Source organism: Flagellimonas abyssi, from assembly GCF_019457905.1.
Lineage (GTDB): Bacteria > Bacteroidota > Bacteroidia > Flavobacteriales > Flavobacteriaceae > Flagellimonas > Flagellimonas abyssi.
On record NZ_JAHZSV010000010.1, the window covers coordinates 155,662 to 175,908 of the forward strand.

Annotated in this window: 22 protein-coding genes, 1 tRNA gene and 1 riboswitch; of the genes, 10 read left to right on the top strand and 13 right to left on the bottom strand. The window is 42.5% G+C overall.

Features of this window, described 5'->3' with window-relative positions; translation table 11 throughout:
• Positions 1–40: 40 nt before the first annotated feature.
• The 4 genes from K1F36_RS09250 to porV all read right to left on the bottom strand — a co-directional run bounded on the left by K1F36_RS09250 (position 41) and on the right by porV (position 4,502).
• Positions 41–1,702 (bottom strand): pyruvate dehydrogenase complex dihydrolipoamide acetyltransferase, encoded by a 1,662-nt coding sequence (locus tag K1F36_RS09250; protein ID WP_220113561.1) that lies wholly within the window; start codon positions 1,700–1,702, stop codon positions 41–43.
• 4 nt (positions 1,703–1,706) lie between these two features.
• Entirely contained in the window at positions 1,707–2,705 is a 999-nt protein-coding gene (gene pdhA, locus K1F36_RS09255; protein ID WP_166249105.1) for a pyruvate dehydrogenase (acetyl-transferring) E1 component subunit alpha, read from the bottom strand.
• A gap of 80 nt (positions 2,706–2,785) precedes the next feature.
• Positions 2,786–3,277, bottom strand: a complete 492-nt coding sequence (gene cdd / locus K1F36_RS09260; RefSeq protein ID WP_220113562.1) for a cytidine deaminase — start codon at positions 3,275–3,277, stop codon at positions 2,786–2,788.
• A 76-nt stretch (positions 3,278–3,353) separates the two neighbouring features.
• A complete protein-coding gene (gene porV, locus K1F36_RS09265; RefSeq protein ID WP_220113563.1) occupies positions 3,354–4,502 on the bottom strand; it encodes a type IX secretion system outer membrane channel protein PorV in 1,149 nt (382 codons plus the stop codon).
• Between the two features lie 392 nt (positions 4,503–4,894).
• On the opposite strand from porV, the gene gldJ reads away from it, so the two are divergent.
• Entirely contained in the window at positions 4,895–6,547 is a 1,653-nt protein-coding gene (gene gldJ, locus K1F36_RS09270) for a gliding motility lipoprotein GldJ (RefSeq protein ID WP_220113564.1), read from the top strand.
• Between the two features lie 65 nt (positions 6,548–6,612).
• A complete protein-coding gene (locus tag K1F36_RS09275) occupies positions 6,613–7,887 on the top strand; it encodes a UDP-N-acetylmuramoyl-tripeptide--D-alanyl-D-alanine ligase (protein ID WP_220113597.1) in 1,275 nt (424 codons plus the stop codon).
• 56 nt (positions 7,888–7,943) lie between these two features.
• On the opposite strand, the gene K1F36_RS09280 is transcribed toward K1F36_RS09275, so the two are convergent.
• Complete coding sequence (locus K1F36_RS09280) at positions 7,944–8,150, bottom strand: helix-turn-helix transcriptional regulator (protein WP_220113565.1); 207 nt, start codon at positions 8,148–8,150, stop codon at positions 7,944–7,946.
• 162 nt (positions 8,151–8,312) lie between these two features.
• Between K1F36_RS09280 and K1F36_RS09285 the strand changes: the two genes are divergently transcribed.
• A complete protein-coding gene (locus K1F36_RS09285) occupies positions 8,313–8,474 on the top strand; it encodes a hypothetical protein (RefSeq protein WP_220113566.1) in 162 nt (53 codons plus the stop codon).
• 6 nt (positions 8,475–8,480) lie between these two features.
• Here K1F36_RS09285 and K1F36_RS09290 read toward each other — a convergent pair.
• Together K1F36_RS09290 and K1F36_RS09295 are read right to left on the bottom strand one after the other, a co-directional pair.
• Positions 8,481–8,555 (bottom strand) — tRNA-Val (locus tag K1F36_RS09290).
• A 27-nt stretch (positions 8,556–8,582) separates the two neighbouring features.
• The gene (locus K1F36_RS09295) at positions 8,583–8,996 is read right to left on the bottom strand and encodes a 6-carboxytetrahydropterin synthase (RefSeq protein WP_166249111.1); all 414 of its coding nucleotides are present in this window, start codon (positions 8,994–8,996) and stop codon (positions 8,583–8,585) included.
• Positions 8,997–9,166: 170 nt separating this feature from the next.
• Between K1F36_RS09295 and K1F36_RS09300 the strand changes: the two genes are divergently transcribed.
• Positions 9,167–9,850 carry a metal-dependent hydrolase gene (locus K1F36_RS09300; RefSeq protein WP_220113567.1) on the top strand — a complete coding sequence of 228 codons (684 nt, stop codon included), beginning with the start codon at positions 9,167–9,169 and terminating at the stop codon, positions 9,848–9,850.
• Between the two features lie 53 nt (positions 9,851–9,903).
• On the opposite strand, the gene K1F36_RS09305 is transcribed toward K1F36_RS09300, so the two are convergent.
• The 4 genes from K1F36_RS09305 to K1F36_RS09320 form a co-directional block, all read right to left on the bottom strand.
• On the bottom strand, positions 9,904–10,593 hold the full coding sequence (locus K1F36_RS09305) for a hypothetical protein (protein ID WP_220113568.1): 690 nt from the start codon (positions 10,591–10,593) through the stop codon (positions 9,904–9,906).
• A gap of 2 nt (positions 10,594–10,595) precedes the next feature.
• A complete protein-coding gene (locus K1F36_RS20385) occupies positions 10,596–10,730 on the bottom strand; it encodes a T9SS type A sorting domain-containing protein (RefSeq protein WP_220113598.1) in 135 nt (44 codons plus the stop codon).
• A 113-nt stretch (positions 10,731–10,843) separates the two neighbouring features.
• Positions 10,844–11,773, bottom strand: coding sequence for a polysaccharide deacetylase family protein (locus tag K1F36_RS09315; RefSeq protein WP_258539001.1), 930 nt, complete (start codon positions 11,771–11,773; stop codon positions 10,844–10,846).
• Positions 11,774–11,881: 108 nt separating this feature from the next.
• Entirely contained in the window at positions 11,882–12,613 is a 732-nt protein-coding gene (locus K1F36_RS09320) for a CPBP family intramembrane glutamic endopeptidase (RefSeq protein ID WP_220113569.1), read from the bottom strand.
• A 256-nt stretch (positions 12,614–12,869) separates the two neighbouring features.
• Positions 12,870–12,962: riboswitch (TPP riboswitch) on the top strand.
• 69 nt (positions 12,963–13,031) lie between these two features.
• Between K1F36_RS09320 and thiM the strand changes: the two genes are divergently transcribed.
• The 6 genes from thiM (at position 13,032) to K1F36_RS09350 (ending at position 17,585) form a co-directional block, all read left to right on the top strand.
• A complete protein-coding gene (thiM, locus tag K1F36_RS09325) occupies positions 13,032–13,835 on the top strand; it encodes a hydroxyethylthiazole kinase (protein ID WP_220113570.1) in 804 nt (267 codons plus the stop codon).
• A complete protein-coding gene (gene thiE / locus K1F36_RS09330) occupies positions 13,832–14,470 on the top strand; it encodes a thiamine phosphate synthase (protein WP_220113571.1) in 639 nt (212 codons plus the stop codon). The genes thiM and thiE overlap by 4 nt, the downstream gene beginning before the upstream one ends.
• Positions 14,467–15,300, top strand: coding sequence for a bifunctional hydroxymethylpyrimidine kinase/phosphomethylpyrimidine kinase (gene thiD, locus K1F36_RS09335; protein ID WP_220113572.1), 834 nt, complete (start codon positions 14,467–14,469; stop codon positions 15,298–15,300). Before thiE ends, thiD begins: the two co-directional genes overlap by 4 nt.
• Complete coding sequence (tenA, locus tag K1F36_RS09340) at positions 15,287–15,937, top strand: thiaminase II (RefSeq protein ID WP_220113573.1); 651 nt, start codon at positions 15,287–15,289, stop codon at positions 15,935–15,937. Before thiD ends, tenA begins: the two co-directional genes overlap by 14 nt.
• Entirely contained in the window at positions 15,928–16,569 is a 642-nt protein-coding gene (locus K1F36_RS09345; RefSeq protein WP_220113574.1) for an HAD family hydrolase, read from the top strand. Before tenA ends, K1F36_RS09345 begins: the two co-directional genes overlap by 10 nt.
• Positions 16,570–16,667: 98 nt before the next feature.
• Positions 16,668–17,585 carry a ketopantoate reductase family protein gene (locus tag K1F36_RS09350; protein WP_220113575.1) on the top strand — a complete coding sequence of 306 codons (918 nt, stop codon included), beginning with the start codon at positions 16,668–16,670 and terminating at the stop codon, positions 17,583–17,585.
• Between the two features lie 135 nt (positions 17,586–17,720).
• Here K1F36_RS09350 and K1F36_RS09355 read toward each other — a convergent pair whose 3' ends face one another.
• Both K1F36_RS09355 and K1F36_RS09360 read right to left on the bottom strand, forming a co-directional pair.
• On the bottom strand, positions 17,721–18,899 hold the full coding sequence (locus K1F36_RS09355; protein WP_220113576.1) for a Gfo/Idh/MocA family protein: 1,179 nt from the start codon (positions 18,897–18,899) through the stop codon (positions 17,721–17,723).
• A 6-nt stretch (positions 18,900–18,905) separates the two neighbouring features.
• Positions 18,906–20,246 carry a Gfo/Idh/MocA family protein gene (locus tag K1F36_RS09360; RefSeq protein WP_220113577.1) on the bottom strand — a complete coding sequence of 447 codons (1,341 nt, stop codon included), beginning with the start codon at positions 20,244–20,246 and terminating at the stop codon, positions 18,906–18,908.
• Position 20,247 lies beyond the last annotated feature (1 nt).

The window sequence follows — 20,247 nt, forward strand, 5'->3', positions numbered from 1 at the left end:
TTAAATATATGTATTATTGAATGTGCTTGTGTCGACAAATCTAGGCCAACATAGTCACCGGGTTCTCCAAGTACGCTCTCAAGGTCTGTAAGAACTGAGCGCCAGTAGCTCCATCAACAGTTCTGTGGTCACAGGCTAAAGTTACCTTCATGGTACTTCCAACTACAATCTCGCCATTTTTAACCACAGGTTTATCAACGATTGCCCCTACGGATAGAATGGCAGAGTTAGGCTGATTTATAATGGAAGTAAACTCTTGAATACCGAACATTCCCAAGTTGGAAACCGTAAAGGTACTTCCCTCCATTTCATCCGGCTTAATTTTCTTGTTTCTTGCTCTTCCGGCCAAATCTTTTACTGCAGTACCCAATTGGGTCAAACTCATCTGATCAGCAAATTTGATTACGGGAACTACAAGACCTTCATCTACGGCGACGGCAACCCCCATGTGAATGTGATGTTTGTATATCATGGAATCACCATTCCACGACGTATTTACCTGCGGATGTTTTTTAAGGGCCATGGCACAAGCTTTCAGAACCATATCGTTGAAAGATACTTTGGTGTCCGGCAAACTGTTGATTTGTGCACGGGATGCCTTGGCATTGTCCATATCCACCTCAATGGTCAAGTAATAATGTGGTGCAGTGAATTTGGATTCCCCCAAACGCTTGGCAATTACCTTGCGCATTGTAGAGTTTTTAACCTCTTCCACACTTTCTTCACCAACTGGAAGTGTAACCGGTGCCACTGCAGGGGCAGCTTCGGTTTTTTCTGCCGCAGGAGCTGCTTTTTCGGATGGCTTAAAGTTCTCTATATCCTTTTTAACGATTCTTCCGTTATCGCCAGTCCCTTTTACATCTGCCAAGTTGATTCCTTTTTCATCAGCAATCTTTTTGGCCAATGGCGAAGCAAATATGCGCTGACCATCTTGTGTGGCCGGAGCTGTTTCTTCTTTTTTGGATGATTCTTCTTTTTTCGGAGCTTCATCTTTGGATGCTTCTTTTTTAGGTGCGCTCTTAGATGAACCACCTGATGATTTCGCATTCAAAACAGCATCAACATCGGTTCCCTCTGGGCCAATAATGGCCAATAAGGAATCTACAGGAGCTCCTTCACCTTCTTGAATACCAATATGTAAAAGAGTTCCGGAATAGAAGGATTCAAATTCCATCGTTGCCTTATCGGTCTCGATTTCGGCCAATATGTCTCCTTCTTCCACTTTGTCCCCAACGCTCTTTAACCAGCTGGCGACCGTTCCTTCCTCCATGGTATCGCTCAATCGGGGCATGGTCACGATTTCTACTCCTTCAGGAATATCGGCAGGCTCGCTACTTTCATCATCCTTGGATTCAGTTTCTTCCTCTTGTTCGGAAGAAGAATCCTTATCTTCTGATGGATCTTCTTCTTTTGGAGCTTCCGATGAGCTTCCCGAGCCGTTCAATAGACCGGAAATGTCCTCACCCTCTTCACCGATTATGGCCAAAAGTGAATCAACCGGAGCACCATCACCTTCCTCGATTCCAATATGGAGCAAAGTTCCCTCATGAAAAGATTCGAATTCCATGGTGGCTTTGTCCGTTTCGATTTCGGCCAATATATCTCCTTCTTCTACCTTGTCCCCTACTTTCTTGAGCCATTTTGCCACGGTTCCTTCTTCCATGGTATCGCTCAATCTAGGCATGTTGATTACTTCTGCCATCTAATTATAATTTATGTTGTAAAAATGGATAGTCTTCTTGTTCGTAAACGGTGTCGTATAATTGTTCTTTTGGTGGAAAATCTGATTCCTCCGCAAATTTCTCACACTCTTTTACCAAGTCCTTCACCTTTTTATCGATTTTCTTAAGGTCGTCCTCGGATGCATATCCTTTCTCAAGGATCACATCTTTGACCTGAGTGATCGGATCTATCTTTTTATACTCTTCAACTTCTTCTTTTGTTCGATAATGCTGCGCATCGGACATGGAATGTCCACGGTATCTGTACGTCTTCATCTCCAAGAAAGTTGGTCCTCCCCCTGTACGGGCACGCTCGATCGCTTTGTCCATTTCCTTTGCAACTATGGCAGGATCCATTCCGTCAACAGGGCTACAGGGCATTTCGTAACCAAGACCCAATTTCCAGATTTCTGTGGAATGTGAAGTACGTGCCACAGAGGTTCCCATCGCATATCCGTTGTTCTCGCAAATGAAAACTACCGGTAATTGCCACAACATAGCCAAGTTGAAGGCCTCATGCAACGATCCTTGTCTTACGGCACCATCGCCCATATAACAAAGTGTTACAGAATCCCTTTTAAAATACTTGTCACCAAAGGCCAACCCGGCACCCAAGGGAATTTGCCCCCCTACGATTCCGTGACCACCATAAAAACGGTGTTCTTTGGAGAAAATGTGCATGGAACCACCCATACCTTTCGAGGTTCCGGTAACCTTACCGTAAAGCTCGGCCATAACTCTTCTGGGATCAACTCCCATACCAATCGGCTGAACGTGGTTTCGGTAAGCGGTGATCATCCTGTCCTTTTCAAGATCCATGGCGTGCAAAGCACCTGCAAGCACCGCTTCTTGACCATTGTATAGGTGCAAGAAACCTCTAACTTTTTGTTGAATATATACGGCGGCCAGTTTATCCTCGAACTTTCTCCAGAAATACATGTCCTCGTACCATTTAAGGTAAACTTCTTTGGTGATTTTTTTCATCTACTGTTGTATTAAATGAATTTCCCTTGCGTAGGGAAGAGCAAAAATACATATATATCTGTTTTGGAAAAAGAATTGAATTAAGAATCGCCCAAAAATGAGCTATTGAATGCCAATGGCAGAATATCGGACATGGAATTGCATTTATAAACGGGTCCAGATTCCGAACTCAACAATAGTGAGATTGGTGATCGCTGTTTTTGTTCATATTCTATGATGGACTGCCTACAGTTACCACATGGTGCTGCAGGCGAACTTACCCCATTCTTTGACGATGAAGCACAGATAGCAATAGTTTTTACGGCTATACCCGGATATTTTGCTCCCGCATGAAAAATAGCTACGCGTTCGGCACAGAGACCGGCAGGATAAGATGCGTTTTCTTGATTGCTTCCAATAATGACCTCTCCATTTTCTAGCAATACCGCGGCCCCAACCCTAAATTTGGAATAGGGGGCATAAGCATTCTCCCTAGCCTTGGCAGCCTCTTGTAACAATTTTTGTTCGTTTTGTGACAACTCCGATGCATCATTAAAAATGAGCATTTCAAAACCAATTTTTCTTTTTTCCATGTAATCTTTGGATATACTCAAAAATAAAAAAACCTGCCCCAACGGACAGGTTTTCAAATAAATATTTTCATCTACTTTAATCGTTGAAGAATTCCTCTCCAAAATCAAAGCTAAGCGAGAAACGCAATGTGTTTTCCAAAGGATTTCTGACCTGTGAGGTCGAGAACAGATAAGATAGGTCTATTTGGGCCGATTTAAATTTGAAGCCTGCCCCCAATGTAAAGAACTTACGGGACCCCTTCTCCTCACTTTCGTTAAAGTAACCGCTTCGCAACATAAAGGCTTCTCTAAATCTGTACTCTGCACCCAACGCCCATGTAACCTCTTTCAATTCCTCACTGAAACCATCAGGCGCATCTCCAAAAGATTCGAAAACTCCATTGAAGAAACTTATGTTCTGGTATTCATCGTTATCTTCGGTGGTAATCTGTCCATCTCCGTTAAAATCCCTTGGCGTAGGGACCAGTAGTTTGTTGAACTCGGTATTGATGGCCAAAACATTGTCCTGGTCAAAAATAAAATCGAAACCACCGCCCAGTTTCAGGTTGGTAGGCAAAAAGTTTTCTTGCCCTCCCTCATCATATTGAAGCGAACCTCCCAAATTGGAGATATTAAATCCAGCTCTCCAACGTCCATCATAATTACTGTATGCAATTTCCCTGGACCTGTAAAATCCTGCAACATCCACAGCAAATGCATTAGCTGCCTGTGAATCTTGCACGCCATCCTGGAATCTTAGATTTGAACTTATAAACCTACCCCCTACGGCCATGGAAAATGTTGGGCTCAGTTTTAGGGAATAAGAACCATCCAAAGCAAACTCATTGGGTTTTACCAAAGTTGGATCTTGATCTATGGTTTGCCTTAATTCTATTTCACCCAATCCAAAATAACGCAATCCAAATGCAAAAGCACTTTGGTCGTTAAGCTTGTTGTAATAATTGGCATTTAACAAGGAAACATCGTTTACAATGGTTTCCAAGTACGGGGTATAACTTATCCCTACCCCTGATTTTTTATTGGCAAAAGCATATTTGGCAGGGTTCCATTGCTGGGAATACGCATCAAAGGAGGTGGCAACACCCATATCCCCCATACCGGAGGCCCGCGCATCGGCTGCAATGGTCAAAAATGGAACTGCTGTAGTGATCGCCCTTTCTTGTTGTGCACTCATCGATGTAGCACCTACGATGACCAGCAACACCAATACGAGTAACTTTCTCATTCTAAGTATTTAGCGTTTAGTAAAGTTATTGAATCCAAAATAATTCCTTTGGACTTATTACACATTAACGGTCTTTTGAGGAAATTCTTATATAGAAGGACATATTTCTAATACCGAATGTCCAAATCGCATCTAATTTGATTAAAAGGCAAAAAAATAAGCACACTTATCTTTATTGACCGTTAAAAACCGATTTGTCCATACTATTTTGGAACCTTCTCCGTTACTGAAATGTAACATGCCGCATTTTTCGGGTGTTACAAATATTTGATGAGCACAAAATATAATGGTAAAAACACCGTTCTAATGCCATCGAAAGATTTAAAAAATCAAAACAAGTCGAAGATACTGAGGGTAAAAACCCTGATTTTTAAAGTACTCAAGCCCAAATTATGAAAAAACACTTAATCAAAGTTGTACTTTCTTGCGCCGTAGTGATGGGAAGTTTTTCCAGTTGCAAAAACTCTTCCTCATCAAAGAACGTCTCCAGAGCCACAGGTTGGAAAATCAATGCCAAAGAAGGAGGCTTCCAATACAATTCGGATTTTAAAGAGCAAGAAACGCCTCCAGGAACTGTATTTGTAGAGGGTGGAACTTTTACCAAAGGTAAAGTCCAGGACGATATTATGCACGATTGGAACAATACGCCAACCCAGCAGCACGTCCAATCATTCTACATGGATGAGACCGAAGTAACCAACGTGATGTACCTAGAGTACTTGGATTATCTAAAGGCGGTATACCCTCCAGATGACCCAAAATACGCCAACATATACGAAGGTGCCCTACCAGATACCTTGGTCTGGAGAAACCGACTGGGCTTTAACGAAACAATGACAAACAACTACCTAAGACACCCAGCATATGCCGAGTATCCCGTGGTAGGTGTCAACTGGGTACAGGCCACGCAATATGCCGAATGGAGAACCGATAGGGTGAACGAGGTAATGCTCGAAAGGGAGGGCTACCTTGCCGACGATACCAAATACAAGGTGTTGAACGGAGAACTAGAAGGTACTTTCAGTACTGAGGCTTACTTAAACAATCCAGAATCTGTTTATGGAGGTGAAATTGATTCACTTCAAGGAAAACAAAAGAAAGATTCCATCAATTCCTTTGCCAAAAGGAGTAGCGGGGTAATTATGCCGGAATACAGACTCCCCACTGAAACTGAATGGGAATATGCTGCACAGGCACTTGTTGGAACTAGGGAATACAATAACTACAGAGGTAGAAAAAAATATCCTTGGGAAGGTGACTATACCCGTAACGGTCAACGTGTGGGTAGAGGGGACCAATTGGCCAACTTTAAACAAGGAAAAGGTGATTACGGCGGTATTGCTGGATGGTCAGATGATGGTGCCGACATCACAGGCCAAGTAAAATCATACAAACCTAACGACTTTGGTCTTTACGACATGGCCGGTAACGTAAACGAATGGGTTGCCGATGTTTACCGTCCTATTGTTGATGATGAAATAAGTGACTTCAACTACTACCGTGGAAACGTTTTCATGAAAAAAGCCATTGGCGAAGATGGAAAAGTGGAAATATTGAGGGATGAAATTGTATACGATACCTTGCCAAATGGTAAAATCGTAGCTATCAATCTTCCTGGAGAAATCAAAGAAGTTGCGGTGACAGAGGAAGAAACCTACCTAAGAACCAACTTCGATAAAAGTGATAACAGAGGGTTTAGAGATGGAGACCCAGGGTCGTCTAGATTCTTTAACCGCTTTAGCGAAGAAGATGGAGATACCCAAAAAATGTACGACTCCCCTAAACACAAAGTTGAGCGCAACGAGGATGGTGAGATTGTTCGCCAGTATGACGAATCCAACTACAGAACATCCTTGATCAACAACGAGGTTCGCGTGTACAAAGGTGGATCATGGAGAGATCGCGCTTACTGGTTGGACCCTGCACAACGTAGATACTTGCCACAATATATGGCAACGGATGATATCGGCTTTAGATGTGCCATGTCCAGAGTTGGATCTAAATCCAGATCTAAAAAGACGGTACGCCACAAAAAGGCGAGATAAAAAACTTCTTGAGTATTTTAAAAGCCCCGGCCAAAAAGGTCGGGGCTTTTTTTTATCTTCGATTTATGATGATGAAAGAGTTGCACGCTCTATTTTTAGAGCATCCCACCATAAGTACGGACACCCGGAAAATCACCAAAAACTGTCTGTTTTTTGCCTTGAAAGGCCCCAACTTTAACGGCAATGCTTTTGCGCAAAGCGCGTTGGACAATGGAGCTGCCTACGCCATAATCGACGAGGAAGAATTCAAGACTTCCGACAGGTTTCTTCTGTTTGAGGATGTTTTGGCCACCTTGCAACAGTTGGCAACGTACCAAAGGAATTATTCCAATGCCAAAATCATATCCCTGACCGGGAGCAATGGTAAAACCACTACCAAGGAACTTATCCATGCGGTTATCTCTAAAAAATACAGGACCGTTGCCACACAAGGCAACCTCAACAATCATATTGGAGTTCCATTGACCCTATTGTCCATAAAAGAGGATACTGAAATCGCCATTGTGGAAATGGGCGCCAACCATAAAAAGGAAATTGAATTCCTATGCAACATTGCCCAGCCCGATTTTGGCTACATCACCAATTTTGGAAAGGCCCATCTGGAAGGCTTCGGAGGTGTGGAAGGCGTTATCAAAGGGAAAAGTGAACTTTATGATTATTTAATCAGCCACAACAAATATGTTTTCTTAAATGCCGATGATGACATTCAGAAGAAGAAATTGGCAAACTATACCAAAAAAATGGGCTTTAGCTCCAGCGACCATCAATATTATCAAATAAAGTTCCTTGGGGTCGACCCCTATGTAGCTCTGGAGGTGGAAGGAACACAAATACAGACACAATTGGTGGGCAAATACAATTTTTCCAATTGTTGCGCCGCTATTTTAATGGGAAAATATTTTAATGTTCCCATTGAGGATATCAAATCGGCCATTGAGGGTTATCGTCCCGAAAACAATAGGTCGCAATTACTTTCAAAGAATGGGTTCGACATTATTCTCGATGCCTACAACGCAAACCCTACGAGTATGAGAGCTGCCTTGGAAAACTTCAGCCTGATGAAGGCCAAAAGAAAAACTTTGATCATTGGAGATATGTTTGAACTTGGCAATACTGCGGCCGAAGAGCATCAGGCCATTTCCGACCTTGCAGAAAACCTTCATTTTGACGAAATCTATTTGGTAGGCGAGAATTTCTATGGAACCAATACTTCTTTGAGTAAATTCAAATCATTTGATGCCTTAAAAGAGCATCTGACAAAGCATCCTTTGGAAAAAGCATCACTCCTCATTAAAGGTTCGCGGGGAATGGCCTTGGAACGTGTTTTGGAGGTGTTATGATTGGTCGTTACCGTTTATAAAACCATGAATCCGAGTTTTTATGTGCCACATTACCATCATTTTGTGGAAACGAGAAGCTCCCTGACATCCACATCCAAGGCTTTTGCGATTTGAAACAATGTTTCAACCCTTGGTTGCATATCATTCCTGCACCATTTTGAAATTGTTGTCCGGTTCATAACCAATTCGTCCGCCAACCAATTATTGGTTTTTCCTTTCTCAGCCAAAACTGCTTTGATGCGATTGAATACTTCTTTTTCCATGTTGGGAAATTGCTCCGTATCAAAAATAGTCACTTAGCTCTATATGCTATTGGGTTAATTTTATGCTTTATTATATTCATTAAAATATTTTTTATATTTTAATATTGCTTTTAACGATTCAAATAAATATTTTAAAGTATTTTTTGAATACAATCACAGACCATGAGCAAAAGTTTTTCCCGATCAGACTTAGAACAAATCATCAGCCTACAACAAGAAAGCCTACAGGCCATGCAAAAAGTATTGGGCGGTTTACGCATCCAAAACGAACGCTTGGTGCGCAGTAACCAAAAACTAAGAAAAAGGATTTCGGAATATGAGTAGAAAAAGTGGGATATACTGGATTCGAACCAGTGACCTCTGCCCTGTCAAGGCAGCGCTCTAAACCAACTGAGCTAATATCCCTTTGAAAACGGGGTGCAATATCGGAAATTAATCCCAATCTCCATACTCTGCAGAGTTCTTTGATGTCTCGTGCAAGGTAATATGCAATAATTGCCCCTTTTTAAGCTTGGGTTTTAGAATATCGTAGATCACTTTTACAAAATACTCCGTTGTCGGAAGCAGATTTTCGAACTCCGGACAATCCTCGTTCAAATTTTTGTGGTCAAAGCGTTCCTCTACCTCATCATGAATCAATGTTCCCAGCTCGGCAAGGTCCATCACAAAACCGGTATCCGGGTCAACCTCTCCCTTTATCCGTACCTCAAGGTCAAAGTTATGACCGTGAAAACTAGGACTGTTGCACTTTCCGAACACTTCAATGTTCTTTTCCTTGCTCCATTTTGGGTTATGAAGCCTGTGTGCGGCATTAAAATGTGCTTTTCTACAAATCGTGGCAATCATGCTGCAAAGTTAAGTTCTTTTTCTGCAATCATATTTTATTGATTCAAAAAAATATGCAAAAGGATTCTGAACCTTTCGATTTCAAATTGAAATTCAAACTTGTTCTTGTTAACTTTATGCAATAGGTCAAAAGCCTTCAAAAGAACATACGAAATAAAAAATACTACACTATGAAAATTACCTTTTTAGGACATGCTTGTTTCCTGATTGAGATGAACGGAAAACACATTTTGTTCGACCCGTTTATCACCGGCAACGAAATGGCATCCGATGTTAACATTGACGACCTTAACGTTGATTACATTTTTCTGACCCATGGTCATCAAGATCATGTTCTGGATGTAGAGGCCATAGCCAAGAACAATCCTGATGCACTATTGGTTTCCAATTTTGAGGTGGTGAGTTGGTTTGGCCATAAAGGTATCGATGGACACGGCATGAACCATGGAGGAAAATACACCTTTGATTTTGGAACGGCCAAATACGTAACTGCCATTCATTCCAGTATGCTGCCCGATGGGAGCAATGGAGGAAATCCGGGAGGGTTTGTTCTATGGGATGAATCGAAATGTATTTATATTGCAGGAGATACCGCGCTGACCAAGGACATGGAACTGATTCCTATGACCTGCCCGAAACTTGATATGGCTATTTTGCCCATTGGCGACAATTTTACCATGGGGTACGAGGATGCATCAATTGCCAGTGATTTTGTGGAATGCGACCAGATAATCGGTTGCCATTACGATACTTTTCCGCCTATAAAATTAGACAAAACCAAAGCCGTTCAATATTTTGAGAAGAAAGGAAAGAAATTGATTCTGCCCGGTATTGGAGAATCTATCTCCATATAAAAACAAATAAGCCCTCGAAAAACCGAGGGCTTATTTATTTGTTCAAGACAGCATTATGGAGCCTCTACACTATATGTTGAAATTGAAAAGTTACCAGCAGTATCTTTTGAAATGACCTCCACGGAATATTTCCATGTATTCATGAAAATGATTGGTTCCAAAACGTCAAGGGAGTACTCAACCTCTTCCAACAAAAGATTATTGTCTTCCCATACTTTTACATCGTACACAAGAGCATCACTATCCTCATCACTACCAACCCAACCTACGGACATTTCCATTGTATTCGTATTAAACTCAACATTGATTTCTGCGGCGTAAGGAGCATAATTACCCACCTGCATTCCCGGAGTTGTAAAAGAATATGAGTTTCCTGGTGTTTCTCCGAACTCGTTCTTTGCCGTAACGGACCAGGTATAGGTTTTTCCTCTTTGAAGTTCCACTTGGGCCTCCAAATTGGAATACATATTGCTGAATACCTCAGAAGTACCTTCCATAACAGCTAATTCGTAATTGTCCGCAAATTGCGCCTCGTTCCAATTAAAAGCAATCAAAACCATGGAATCGTCCGAGGGCACTTCTTCATAATCGGAACAAGGTTCCCCGTTCACGGGCAATGTTCCCGTTACTTTCAAAGGTAAATCATTGCTGGGTTCTGGCTCTGGAGGTGATTGCTCTCCTCCACACGAAGATAAAATGACAACAATGGAGCAATACATGATTCGAAAAATTGATTTTATCATTTTCATCGCTTTATAATCTTTACAGTTTCCATGCGTCCATTGACCTCCATTTGCAAGAAATAGATTCCGGATTTCAAGGTGGAAACATCTATACTTTTGTTATTTTGATTAAAGTTGATTGCCCTTAGGCGAGCAATAAATAAGCAATAGTGCCAAAAATGGAATCGTAATTAGTTTGATAGCCCTCTTGAAGTTTTGTTGGTTTCGTGTCATTGTTCTGAAAAATCAAGGTTTCAATCAGATTAAACTTCTAATTATCCAACATCTGTTGGTATAGACTCTGTATCTCAGTTAGTTCAGGTTCCTGTTTCATCCACTTCACACGTTCTGTCTGTGTATCCATCCATCGGTACAACCAACTAATGCCCCACTTTTTATAGTAATGGTCTTGCTGGTCATAAATCGGGTCGGTAAGCGATTCCTTGAAACTTACTATTTGGTAATCGTTCAGTTTTAGTCTTGTGATGATTTCCCCCAAATAATCGGCATTGATGGCATTGTCGTGGCATAGATAGATATGCTTTACGGAACGCCCGTATAAACTTTTTGCCATTTCGTCAAAAAACTTGACCAGAGCTATGGTCTTTTCAACATATTGTTCTCCTATTGCCTTGGCTTTCCCAACCTCACCACTATCCAAATAGTGTTGGTATACATAATCGAACATCCAATCGGAACTCTCTACTGTGAAAGGGGCTATGATGTAATCCTTTGATTTTAAATACTCCCTAATTTGTGTATGCTGTATGGAATCTTTGCCCATGTCGTTAAAGGGAAACCGAAAATACGCAAGGTTTTTGCCATGCTTTACTGCATACCGCTTGGTCAAGATTTCCCCTTTTTCAACATTCTGAACAAAACTGTTCAGGCCAACATCTGAGTATCTGGGATGACTATAGGTATGGTTTCCGATCAGGGCAAGTTCCCTTTTGACCCAAGATTCCAACAGTGCCTTGTTATGTTCCACGTCTTCCGTTTGCAAAATTTTGTTCTCATTGATGAAAATGGTGAAAGGGATGTCCAAGGAGTCCAATACGTTCAACAACTTTGGGCTATAACCATCTTTTTGATATTTAGTGGTATTGGGGACATCATCTATGGTTATGGAAATTGACTTTTGTTGTCCAAAACACAGAAGTCCGCTAAAGACCAAAAAAAACAATTGAAGTTTAATTTGCATATTTTGTAAAATTGAATTGTGTTTTACTTTTACCAAAAGAGTATTTCATCTCTTCCTTTGTTACATTGTTTTGTTTTTATCCACAGGAAAAAGACACAAACTACCTTATTAGTGAAAGTAAATAGAATAAGTTAAAATAATGGCTGATGCATTGTAGACACCATGGGCCACCATGGAAGCCGTAAGGCGTTTCGTCCAAATGAACAAAATTGTGTACAATATGGTGGGCACCAAAATATCAAACCAGTCCAACGTATTGACCGGCATGTGACCCAATGCAAAAAGCAGAATGGACAAAACTGCCGAAAACCATAGTCCCGTTTTGGGGTTCTTGAAGGTTTCCTTCAGCACATTGATAAAATATCCCCTGTTAAAAATCTCTTCGGTAATTCCGCCGCCTATAACACCAAGCGCTACAAAGGATATGGTCCCTACCAAACTCCCATCATACATTTCCAACATTCCATTAATGTCCAGACGGTTTGCTCCGCCTGTGTTTGGAATAATAAAAGCTAATTGAAGCATGGTCCATACGCCGCCGAAAACAGTACCCAAAAGAATATCCTTTCCAAGATTCTCAAATCGAAGGCCAATATCTCTAAACTTTTTCTTCAGAATTTTGAGGGAAAAGTACAGCAAGGCCGTCACCGTTATAAATTGAAAGAGACCAATAAAAAGCAAGTTTATACCGATTTTACCTCCATTTATCTTGGTAACTCCAAAAAAAACATCCGGGATGATAAAAAGTACATATCCCAAAAAAATGGTCCCTATAAAAACAACCAACGTTTTTGTTTTACCCACTTTGTTCATTTCGGATTGTTCTTCTATTTTTTTCATATTAATGTCATTGTTTATCTAATGAGATAGTGGGGGAGCCGTTCAGACGCACACCGCAACCTGTAGATGTACCGCAATAGTGCTACTATAACTTAAACCAAAGATAGAATCCTAAATCAATCACAGATCCCAGTTCGTTAACAAAGCGTTATCATCATTAAAAAAACTGAGAACACCAAAAAAAGCTTGAACAGGGCAATGTGGAAAAAAGGATAGTATACACTCCAAAAAAGGTTCTCAATTATGTGTACCTTTGTAAAAGCTTTAGGGGTATTCTGAAAAGAATTGAGAGAGTCCCTTGGAACCTGATACGGCTCACACCGACGTAGGGAAAAGCGAAACAAGCATCACTTTCTGGTGATGTTACTTTCCTTTGTTTTCCGATTTCCACCTAAGGCCATTGTAATCTAAATCAATAATGGTAATGGAAAAAATTCTCTGGAAACACATCGAATCCGTAAGATCAAAATCTCCTTTGGTGCATAATATCACCAACTATGTTGTGATGAACAATACAGCCAATGCCCTTTTGGCAGCAGGTGCATCCCCTATTATGGCACATGCAAAATCCGAGGTACCCGATATGGTAGCTCTGGCCCATGCATCGGTCATCAATATTGGCACCTTGGATGAATATTGGTCTGAAACCATGCTTTTGGCTGCCGAGACCTCACATAAATTGGGCAAACCATGGGTCTTGGACCCTGTTGGCGCCGGGGCTACCCCGTTCAGGGATAAAATCTTGCAACAACTGTTAGCGTTCAAACCAATCGTGGTCAAGGGCAATGCATCTGAGGTTATGGCATTGGCCCAAGCCAACGAAGGTGCCACCAAAGGTGTGGACAGCACGGCCGACAGCAACGAGGCCGTAAACGCAGCTATTGGGTTGGCCATTCAACACGAAACTTTGGTATGCATCTCCGGTGAAACAGATATCATCGTAAATGGCACTCAAACTGTTTTTATAAAAAACGGACATCCGCTAATGACCAAAGTGACGGGGATGGGTTGTACCGCATCTGCACTTATTGGGGCTTTTGTGGGTGTTGTGGAAGATAAAACTGAAGGAATAACGGCAGCAATGGCCTTGTTGGGCATAGCAGGAGAACTATCGGCAGAACAGGCGGATGGCCCCGGTAGTCTTCAGCTAAAACTCATAGATAAACTCCATAATCTTTCGGAAAAAGAGTTTTACGACCACATCAGAATATCAAAACAGTGAAGGCACATTCCCTATTTCCATACCGATTGTATTTAGTCATCTCGGAAGATGCTTGCCGTGGAAAAGACATGTTGCAGGTAGCGGAACAGGCTATCCAAGGAGGTGTTGATATTATCCAATTGCGTGAGAAGCAATTAACCGAGCCCCTATTCTTGGAAAGGGCAAAACAATTAAGGGATATCACGGAAAAATATGGTGTGCCGTTGATCATCAATGACAATCCAAGAGTGGCCGCCTTAGCTGGTGCTTCTGGCATCCATGTGGGCAATACGGATACCCGGCCCACAGTCTTGAGACAACGAGCCGGTTTTGAGGAAAAGCTGATCGGATATTCAATAGAATATTTGAAACAACTGGAGAACGTGCAAACAACGGTATCGGACTATCTTGCGATTAGCCCCGTATTCAGTACCAATACAAAAACGGACACCGTAACGGAATGGGGCCTGGAGGGCATATCAAAAATCCGACAATTGACAACAAAGCCACTGGTAGCCATTGGTAATATCCATGTGAACAATACCAAAGCCGTTTTCCGAGCCGGTGCGGACTGCATAGCCGTAGTCTCTGCCATATGCGGAGCGGACGACCCCATGAAAGCAGCTTATCAACTAAAAAATACCATAGAAAAATGAAGAAGTATACCTATCCTTCGGTTTTGTCCATTGCCGGTTTTGATGGAAGCGGCGGGGCTGGTATCCAAGCAGATATCAAAACAATATCGGCACTGGGGTGTTATGCCACAACGGTGCTCACGGCCCTGCCCGTTCAGAACACGCAAGGGGTACGAAAAATCTACCCCATATCGTTGGAAGCTGTCAAAGACCAAATTGAAGCGGTTATGGACGATATCATGCCAGCTGCCATAAAAATAGGAATGGTTCACACCCCAAAATTAGTGGAAAGTATAACGAGTACTTTAAAAAAATACGAAGCGGTACCCATAGTATTCGACCCGGTCATGGTGGCCACCAGTGGACATCGTCTTATCGAAGAGGATTCAGTAAATGCCCTAATAGAGCAATTGCTCCCAATTGCCACGGTCATTACGCCCAATATGGACGAAGCAGCCATCTTGGCCAATATGGAAGTAAAGACATTGGAAGAAATGAGAACTGCCGGAAAACGAATCAAAGAACTAGGGTGCAACAGCATCCTCATGAAAGGAGGGCACCAGGAGACGACAAACATTACCTCGTTGTTTTTCGACCCGAACAATCAGTGCCACTCTTTTAAAACGAAAAAAATCAGAACGAACAATACACATGGTTCTGGCTGTACCCTGTCTTCTGCCATTACCTCCCTGTTGGCACAGGGCAAAACCCTATTTGAATCCGTGGATGTTGCCCAAAGTTATGTGCACAATGCCATTTACAGTGGAAAAAATGTACAGACCGGAAAAGGAAACGGCCCCTTGAACCACTTTTTCAACCCTCAAAAAATGATTAAAAATGAAATGGACTGAACAGGCCTGGAAAAAAATCGAAAGTAATTATAGCGCTATACTGGACATGCCTTTTGTCCAAGAGCTGGCAAACGGTACTCTGCCCAAAAACAAATTTCAATTTTATATGGCCCAAGATTCCATTTATCTGGAGCATTTCGGAAGGGCACTTGCACTCATAGGTGCCAAATCCCATGATATTGGAGATGCATTGGCCTATCTTCGTTTTGCGGAAGGTGCCATAGTCGTTGAAAATGCACTTCACGAATCCTATTTTCAGGATTTTGGCGTTACGGACAAGGGTAAGATACAACCGGCATGCCACCACTATACCCACTTTTTAAAAAGTACTGCTGCCATGGAACCCGTAGAAGTGGCCATGGCCGCAACGCTACCCTGCTTTTGGATCTATAAAAAAGTAGGTGATCACATTTACAAAGGCCAACAAACCTTCAATAACCCTTACCAACGATGGATCGACACCTACGGTGGGGAGGAATTTTCAGATAGCGTACAACGCGCAATCATGATATGTGACCTTGCTGCAGAACGTGCCACTCCCGTAACAAGGGCCAGAATGACCGAAGCCTTTATCCATGCCTCACATTTGGAGTACCATTTCTGGGATGCAGCATACACTGGAAGAACATGGAGCTGATATTAAAGGACAAGAAAGCGGTCATTTTTGATATGGACGGGGTGTTGGTAGAAAGTGAATGCCTGTGGAAACAGGCAGAATTTGAGGTTTTTTCCTCACTTGGTGTCTCGGTGACGGAAGAAGAGAGCTTGCTGACACGGTCCATGACGACCAAGGAAGTCACCCGGTTCTGGTTCGAATGGTTTCCATGGAAGGGAAAAACCTTGCCCGAAGCGGAAGAGATGGTCATCCACAGGGTCATGGAATTGATTCAATCTGAAGATTGTGTCACCCAGGGGATCAAGACCTTCATAAAACAGCTCAAAGCCCAACACTATAAAATTGGATTAGCGACCAATGCACCGCAAAAAATCATTCCAACGGTACTGGAAAGGACCAAGACCTCGGATTTTTTCGACATCGTTTCATCGGCCGATTTTGAAGTAAAGGGCAAACCACATCCTGCCATATACCTAAAAACAGCAGAGAAATTGAAGGTAAGGCCCGAAGAGTGTGCCGTGATTGAAGATAGCGAGACCGGAATGAAGGCAGCGAAAAATGCTGGAATGACCGTTATTGCCTATACTCAGGGAAATAAAAATGTATCTCTGCAATGGGCAGATTATGAGATTGACGATTTTAATATCAAGTAGAATAGGTAGAGGTCAACATAATAGTCATATACGAGCATGGGACAGATAACTTATAACCTTACTGATTACCTAGCAGCAACTCTATAAAGCATGCAAGCATGAAAGAAACAAAAATTTACATTGTTGGTTCGGGAGCCATAGGAAAGGCTCTGGCCGTTTTTTTACAACAAGAAAACAAAGAGGTGGTGCTTGTCAGGGGTAGTGTGGACAACATACCCGACACTAAAGAAACCATTACCGTTATTGAAAAAAATAAAACATTTCAGCAAAGGATAACGACAACAACCTTTAAGGGCCTACAAGCTATCAATGGGCTTGTTTTGATTACCGTAAAAGCGTTCGCCAATACCGAGATCGCTGGAAAACTAAAGGACAAAAAAGGGGATTTTTCTATTGTTCTCCTCCAAAACGGACTCCATGTGGAACGTGCTTTTGAAATGTTCGACAAAATATATCGCTGTGTCCTGTTTTCCACCAGTCAAGTAACAGGCGACAACGAGGTTACCTTTAAATCGGTAATGCCGTCGCCCGTTGGAAACTTGCAGGGAAACAATGACGGCCTTCAGGATTTGGTGGATCGGATCAATACACAACACTTTAGCTTTCGAAGCGAAACCGATATCACTCCATTACTATGGACAAAAGTGATTGCCAATTGTGCTTTCAACTCCATTTGTCCATTGCTCGAGACCGACAATGGTATTTTTGTTAGGAATGTAGATGCAAGAAGATTGGCAAGAACGGTCATTGAAGAATGTGTTGGTGTAGCACAAAAACGAGGTATTGCTCTTGACAAGGATGCTATAGAAAACAACCTGATGCAGATCAGTAAACGATCGGATGGTCAGTTAATTTCCACTTATGTGGACATCCTTCAAAATAGAAGGACAGAAATCGAAAGTTTAAACCTTGAAATCTCAAGAATGGCCAACGATATGGGCATCCCCGAAACAGTAACGCTCACTAGATTGCTTGGGGAGTTGATTCAATTAAAATCGACCATAAAAATAAAATAACTTTATTTTCATGATGTATTGATTGGGGGCAAAACTACAAAGCATATTTTATGTATTTAGTACTCATTCAACCCTTGATCGACCATCAAGTTTTAAAAATCAGTGATACTGTATTTTGGGTAAGGCCTGCTACCATCAACCCTGCTGTGGTTTGCTCATAATTACCTCATCATACATAGCATCCAATCCCATTTGCACACAGGTTGCAGCCATGGCACCTGTCTTTGCATTGGAAACAGGCAATGTATTGTTCACAATGTTGTCCCTAAAGTCGATTAAGGCCTGTTTGCTAGGATCCTCATGGTCAAACTGTATGGGTATGCCCCTGTCCTGGTCCCAGTTCAGGGTGGCCCCAGAAACACCGTCGACCTCCCCGATTTTCTTTTCGTAGCTTCCTTCTGGATAAAACCAAGCCTTTGCATAGTCCAAAATATAGGTTCCCTTGTCCCCCATTACCTTGACCTTATAATCGCCCATGGCGTTACTGGTAAGGCAGGTAAATGATGCTCTTACCCCTTCCGGATAGCTGTAGATAAGATGGATGTTGTCATAGGTCTCCCTGCCATCTTTCCAATAATCAATGCCTCCTATGCCCATGACCTTTTCGGGCATGGCCCCCATGACCCAATTGGCAAAATCCAATTGGTGCGAACAAAGTTCGGCCAAAAGCCCTCCTGAAAACTCTCTGTACATGCGCCAGTTGATCATACGTTCCCATTTTGGGTCCGGGACAGGGCGACGCCAATTGCCATTACGGTTCCATTGACACTCAAAAGCCGTTATTTTTCCTATTTTCCCGTTTTTGATCTCATCAACAACATGGGAGTACAAACGGGAGCTGTGGTACTGATGGCCTGTCTGAAATATGCTATTGGACTCTTCAGCTGCCGAGACCAATTCAGCTATCCCCTCGTACCCTTTTGCCATCGTCTTTTCCCCGTACACATGCTTTCCTGCCTTTAGGGCATCGATAGCTATCTTGGAATGTGTGCTGAACGGGGTAGCCACCAAAACGGCATCCACATCCTTGTCTTCCAACATTTTTTTATAATCGGAATAGCCCTTGGCCTTTCCTTCTACTTTTGAAAGTCCCGAACTAAGTCTAAAGGGGATGATATCGCAACAAGCGACCACCCGCATATTGGGAATCTGGTTGATAAATGGAATGAGTCCGCCGCCCCGGTCTCCTGTTCCAATGACCCCCACATTGATGGTTTCATTCGCACTGGGGGTTCCGTATGCAAGTACCGTTGGGGCATACAAGGCGGCAGAACTGGCCAAACTACTTTTTATTACAAAATCTCGTCGCTTCATATCCATTTATAGTTTTGGTTCCCACCCTGGTTCATATGTTCGTTTCCAAAGCTCCATGGCTTCCCGATCGAATATTCTTCCCGTGTTTCCATCCACATTGAAGCCTTTATCGATGCGATAGGCCATATTGGCGTAGTGCGTCAACATTTGCGAAATGGCCCCCACTTCGATATGTGATGTCAACGCTTCTTTTCCTCGAATGGCATTAAAGAAATTCACTGCATGCCTCGTTGACAGGTCTCCTCCACCTCCAAGAGCAGTTCCTCCTTCGTTACCGTCGGATTTATTTTCCTTGATCAATTGCCCCTTGAGATCGTACAGTTCATATCCGTCGCGGTCTACCATTACCGAACCTTCGGAACCGTAAATAAGGGTACCTCGACCTCGACCGTATTTGGAATAGCCGTTCCTACTGCTTCCATCCCATTGAATGATCTTATCATCGGCAAATGCATAGGTCGCCTCCATGGTGTCGTACATTTCCCATCCGTCATTCACAAACTGGTGCTTCCCAGCAATCACATCCACATATTCCGGATACTTCACATCCAACGCCCATCGTGCTATATCTAGTTCATGCGTTGCATTATTCCCCATTTCAGCGGTTCCATAATCCCAACCGTACCAATGCCAGTTATAGTCCCAGGTATCGTGTTCGTATGCCTTTCTTGGGGCGGGCCCTTGAAACAGTTCCCAGTCCAAGTCCTCCGGTGGTGCAGTCTGTACCGGAAGTGGAACTTCTCCCCTTCCATTGGTATAAAAGGCTATTGCTTTATAGGCCTTGCCAATAATGCCATTATGGATATCGTTGATGATTTCGATACTCTGTGGTGACGATCGTTGCTGATTGCCCATTTGTACCACCTTATCGTACTTTTTTTGAAACGCGACCACAATTTCATTCTCATGGGGATTATGGCTGCAGGGCTTTTCCAAATAAACGTGTTTCCCAGCTTCCATGGCCATACAGGCTCCCGGTGTGTGCCAATGATCGGGCGTTGCCATAAAAATTGCATCCACATCCTTGTCCTCAAGAATTTTTCTGATATCCTTTTCCTGCTTGGGATTATATGATATTTGTTCAGATACATTTTGTGCCGCTTTTTCCAATTGACTCCCACGAACATCGCATAGATAATCCAGGCGCACATTATTTTGCTTAGCAGCTATGGAAGGGATATAGGCTCCATATCGCCTACCCAAACCTTGAAGAGCAACATGAATCCTGTCATTTGCCCCTAAAATATTGTTATAACTTTTGGCCGTCATGGCATTGATACTACCAGGTAGTCCCATGCCAATGGCAGCGACCGTTGTTTTCTTTATAAAGTCTCTTCGCGCTCCCATA

Excerpts from the sequence above, each read along its gene's own strand:
- K1F36_RS09250 (WP_220113561.1), bottom strand. The coding sequence starts at position 1,702 with ATGGCAGAAGTAATCAACATGCCTAGATTGAGCGATACCATGGAAGAA.
- pdhA (WP_166249105.1), bottom strand. The coding sequence starts at position 2,705 with ATGAAAAAAATCACCAAAGAAGTTTACCTTAAATGGTACGAGGACATG.
- cdd (WP_220113562.1), bottom strand. The coding sequence starts at position 3,277 with ATGGAAAAAAGAAAAATTGGTTTTGAAATGCTCATTTTTAATGATGCA.
- porV (WP_220113563.1), bottom strand. The coding sequence starts at position 4,502 with ATGAGAAAGTTACTCGTATTGGTGTTGCTGGTCATCGTAGGTGCTACA.
- gldJ (WP_220113564.1), top strand. The coding sequence starts at position 4,895 with ATGAAAAAACACTTAATCAAAGTTGTACTTTCTTGCGCCGTAGTGATG.
- K1F36_RS09275 (WP_220113597.1), top strand. The coding sequence starts at position 6,613 with ATGATGATGAAAGAGTTGCACGCTCTATTTTTAGAGCATCCCACCATA.
- K1F36_RS09280 (WP_220113565.1), bottom strand. The coding sequence starts at position 8,150 with ATGGAAAAAGAAGTATTCAATCGCATCAAAGCAGTTTTGGCTGAGAAA.
- K1F36_RS09285 (WP_220113566.1), top strand. The coding sequence starts at position 8,313 with ATGAGCAAAAGTTTTTCCCGATCAGACTTAGAACAAATCATCAGCCTA.
- K1F36_RS09295 (WP_166249111.1), bottom strand. The coding sequence starts at position 8,996 with ATGATTGCCACGATTTGTAGAAAAGCACATTTTAATGCCGCACACAGG.
- K1F36_RS09300 (WP_220113567.1), top strand. The coding sequence starts at position 9,167 with ATGAAAATTACCTTTTTAGGACATGCTTGTTTCCTGATTGAGATGAAC.
- K1F36_RS09305 (WP_220113568.1), bottom strand. The coding sequence starts at position 10,593 with ATGATAAAATCAATTTTTCGAATCATGTATTGCTCCATTGTTGTCATT.
- K1F36_RS09315 (WP_258539001.1), bottom strand. The coding sequence starts at position 11,773 with ATGCAAATTAAACTTCAATTGTTTTTTTTGGTCTTTAGCGGACTTCTG.
- K1F36_RS09320 (WP_220113569.1), bottom strand. The coding sequence starts at position 12,613 with ATGAAAAAAATAGAAGAACAATCCGAAATGAACAAAGTGGGTAAAACA.
- thiM (WP_220113570.1), top strand. The coding sequence starts at position 13,032 with ATGGTAATGGAAAAAATTCTCTGGAAACACATCGAATCCGTAAGATCA.
- thiD (WP_220113572.1), top strand. The coding sequence starts at position 14,467 with ATGAAGAAGTATACCTATCCTTCGGTTTTGTCCATTGCCGGTTTTGAT.
- tenA (WP_220113573.1), top strand. The coding sequence starts at position 15,287 with ATGAAATGGACTGAACAGGCCTGGAAAAAAATCGAAAGTAATTATAGC.
- K1F36_RS09345 (WP_220113574.1), top strand. The coding sequence starts at position 15,928 with ATGGAGCTGATATTAAAGGACAAGAAAGCGGTCATTTTTGATATGGAC.
- K1F36_RS09350 (WP_220113575.1), top strand. The coding sequence starts at position 16,668 with ATGAAAGAAACAAAAATTTACATTGTTGGTTCGGGAGCCATAGGAAAG.
- K1F36_RS09355 (WP_220113576.1), bottom strand. The coding sequence starts at position 18,899 with ATGAAGCGACGAGATTTTGTAATAAAAAGTAGTTTGGCCAGTTCTGCC.
- K1F36_RS09360 (WP_220113577.1), bottom strand. The coding sequence starts at position 20,246 with ATGGGAGCGCGAAGAGACTTTATAAAGAAAACAACGGTCGCTGCCATT.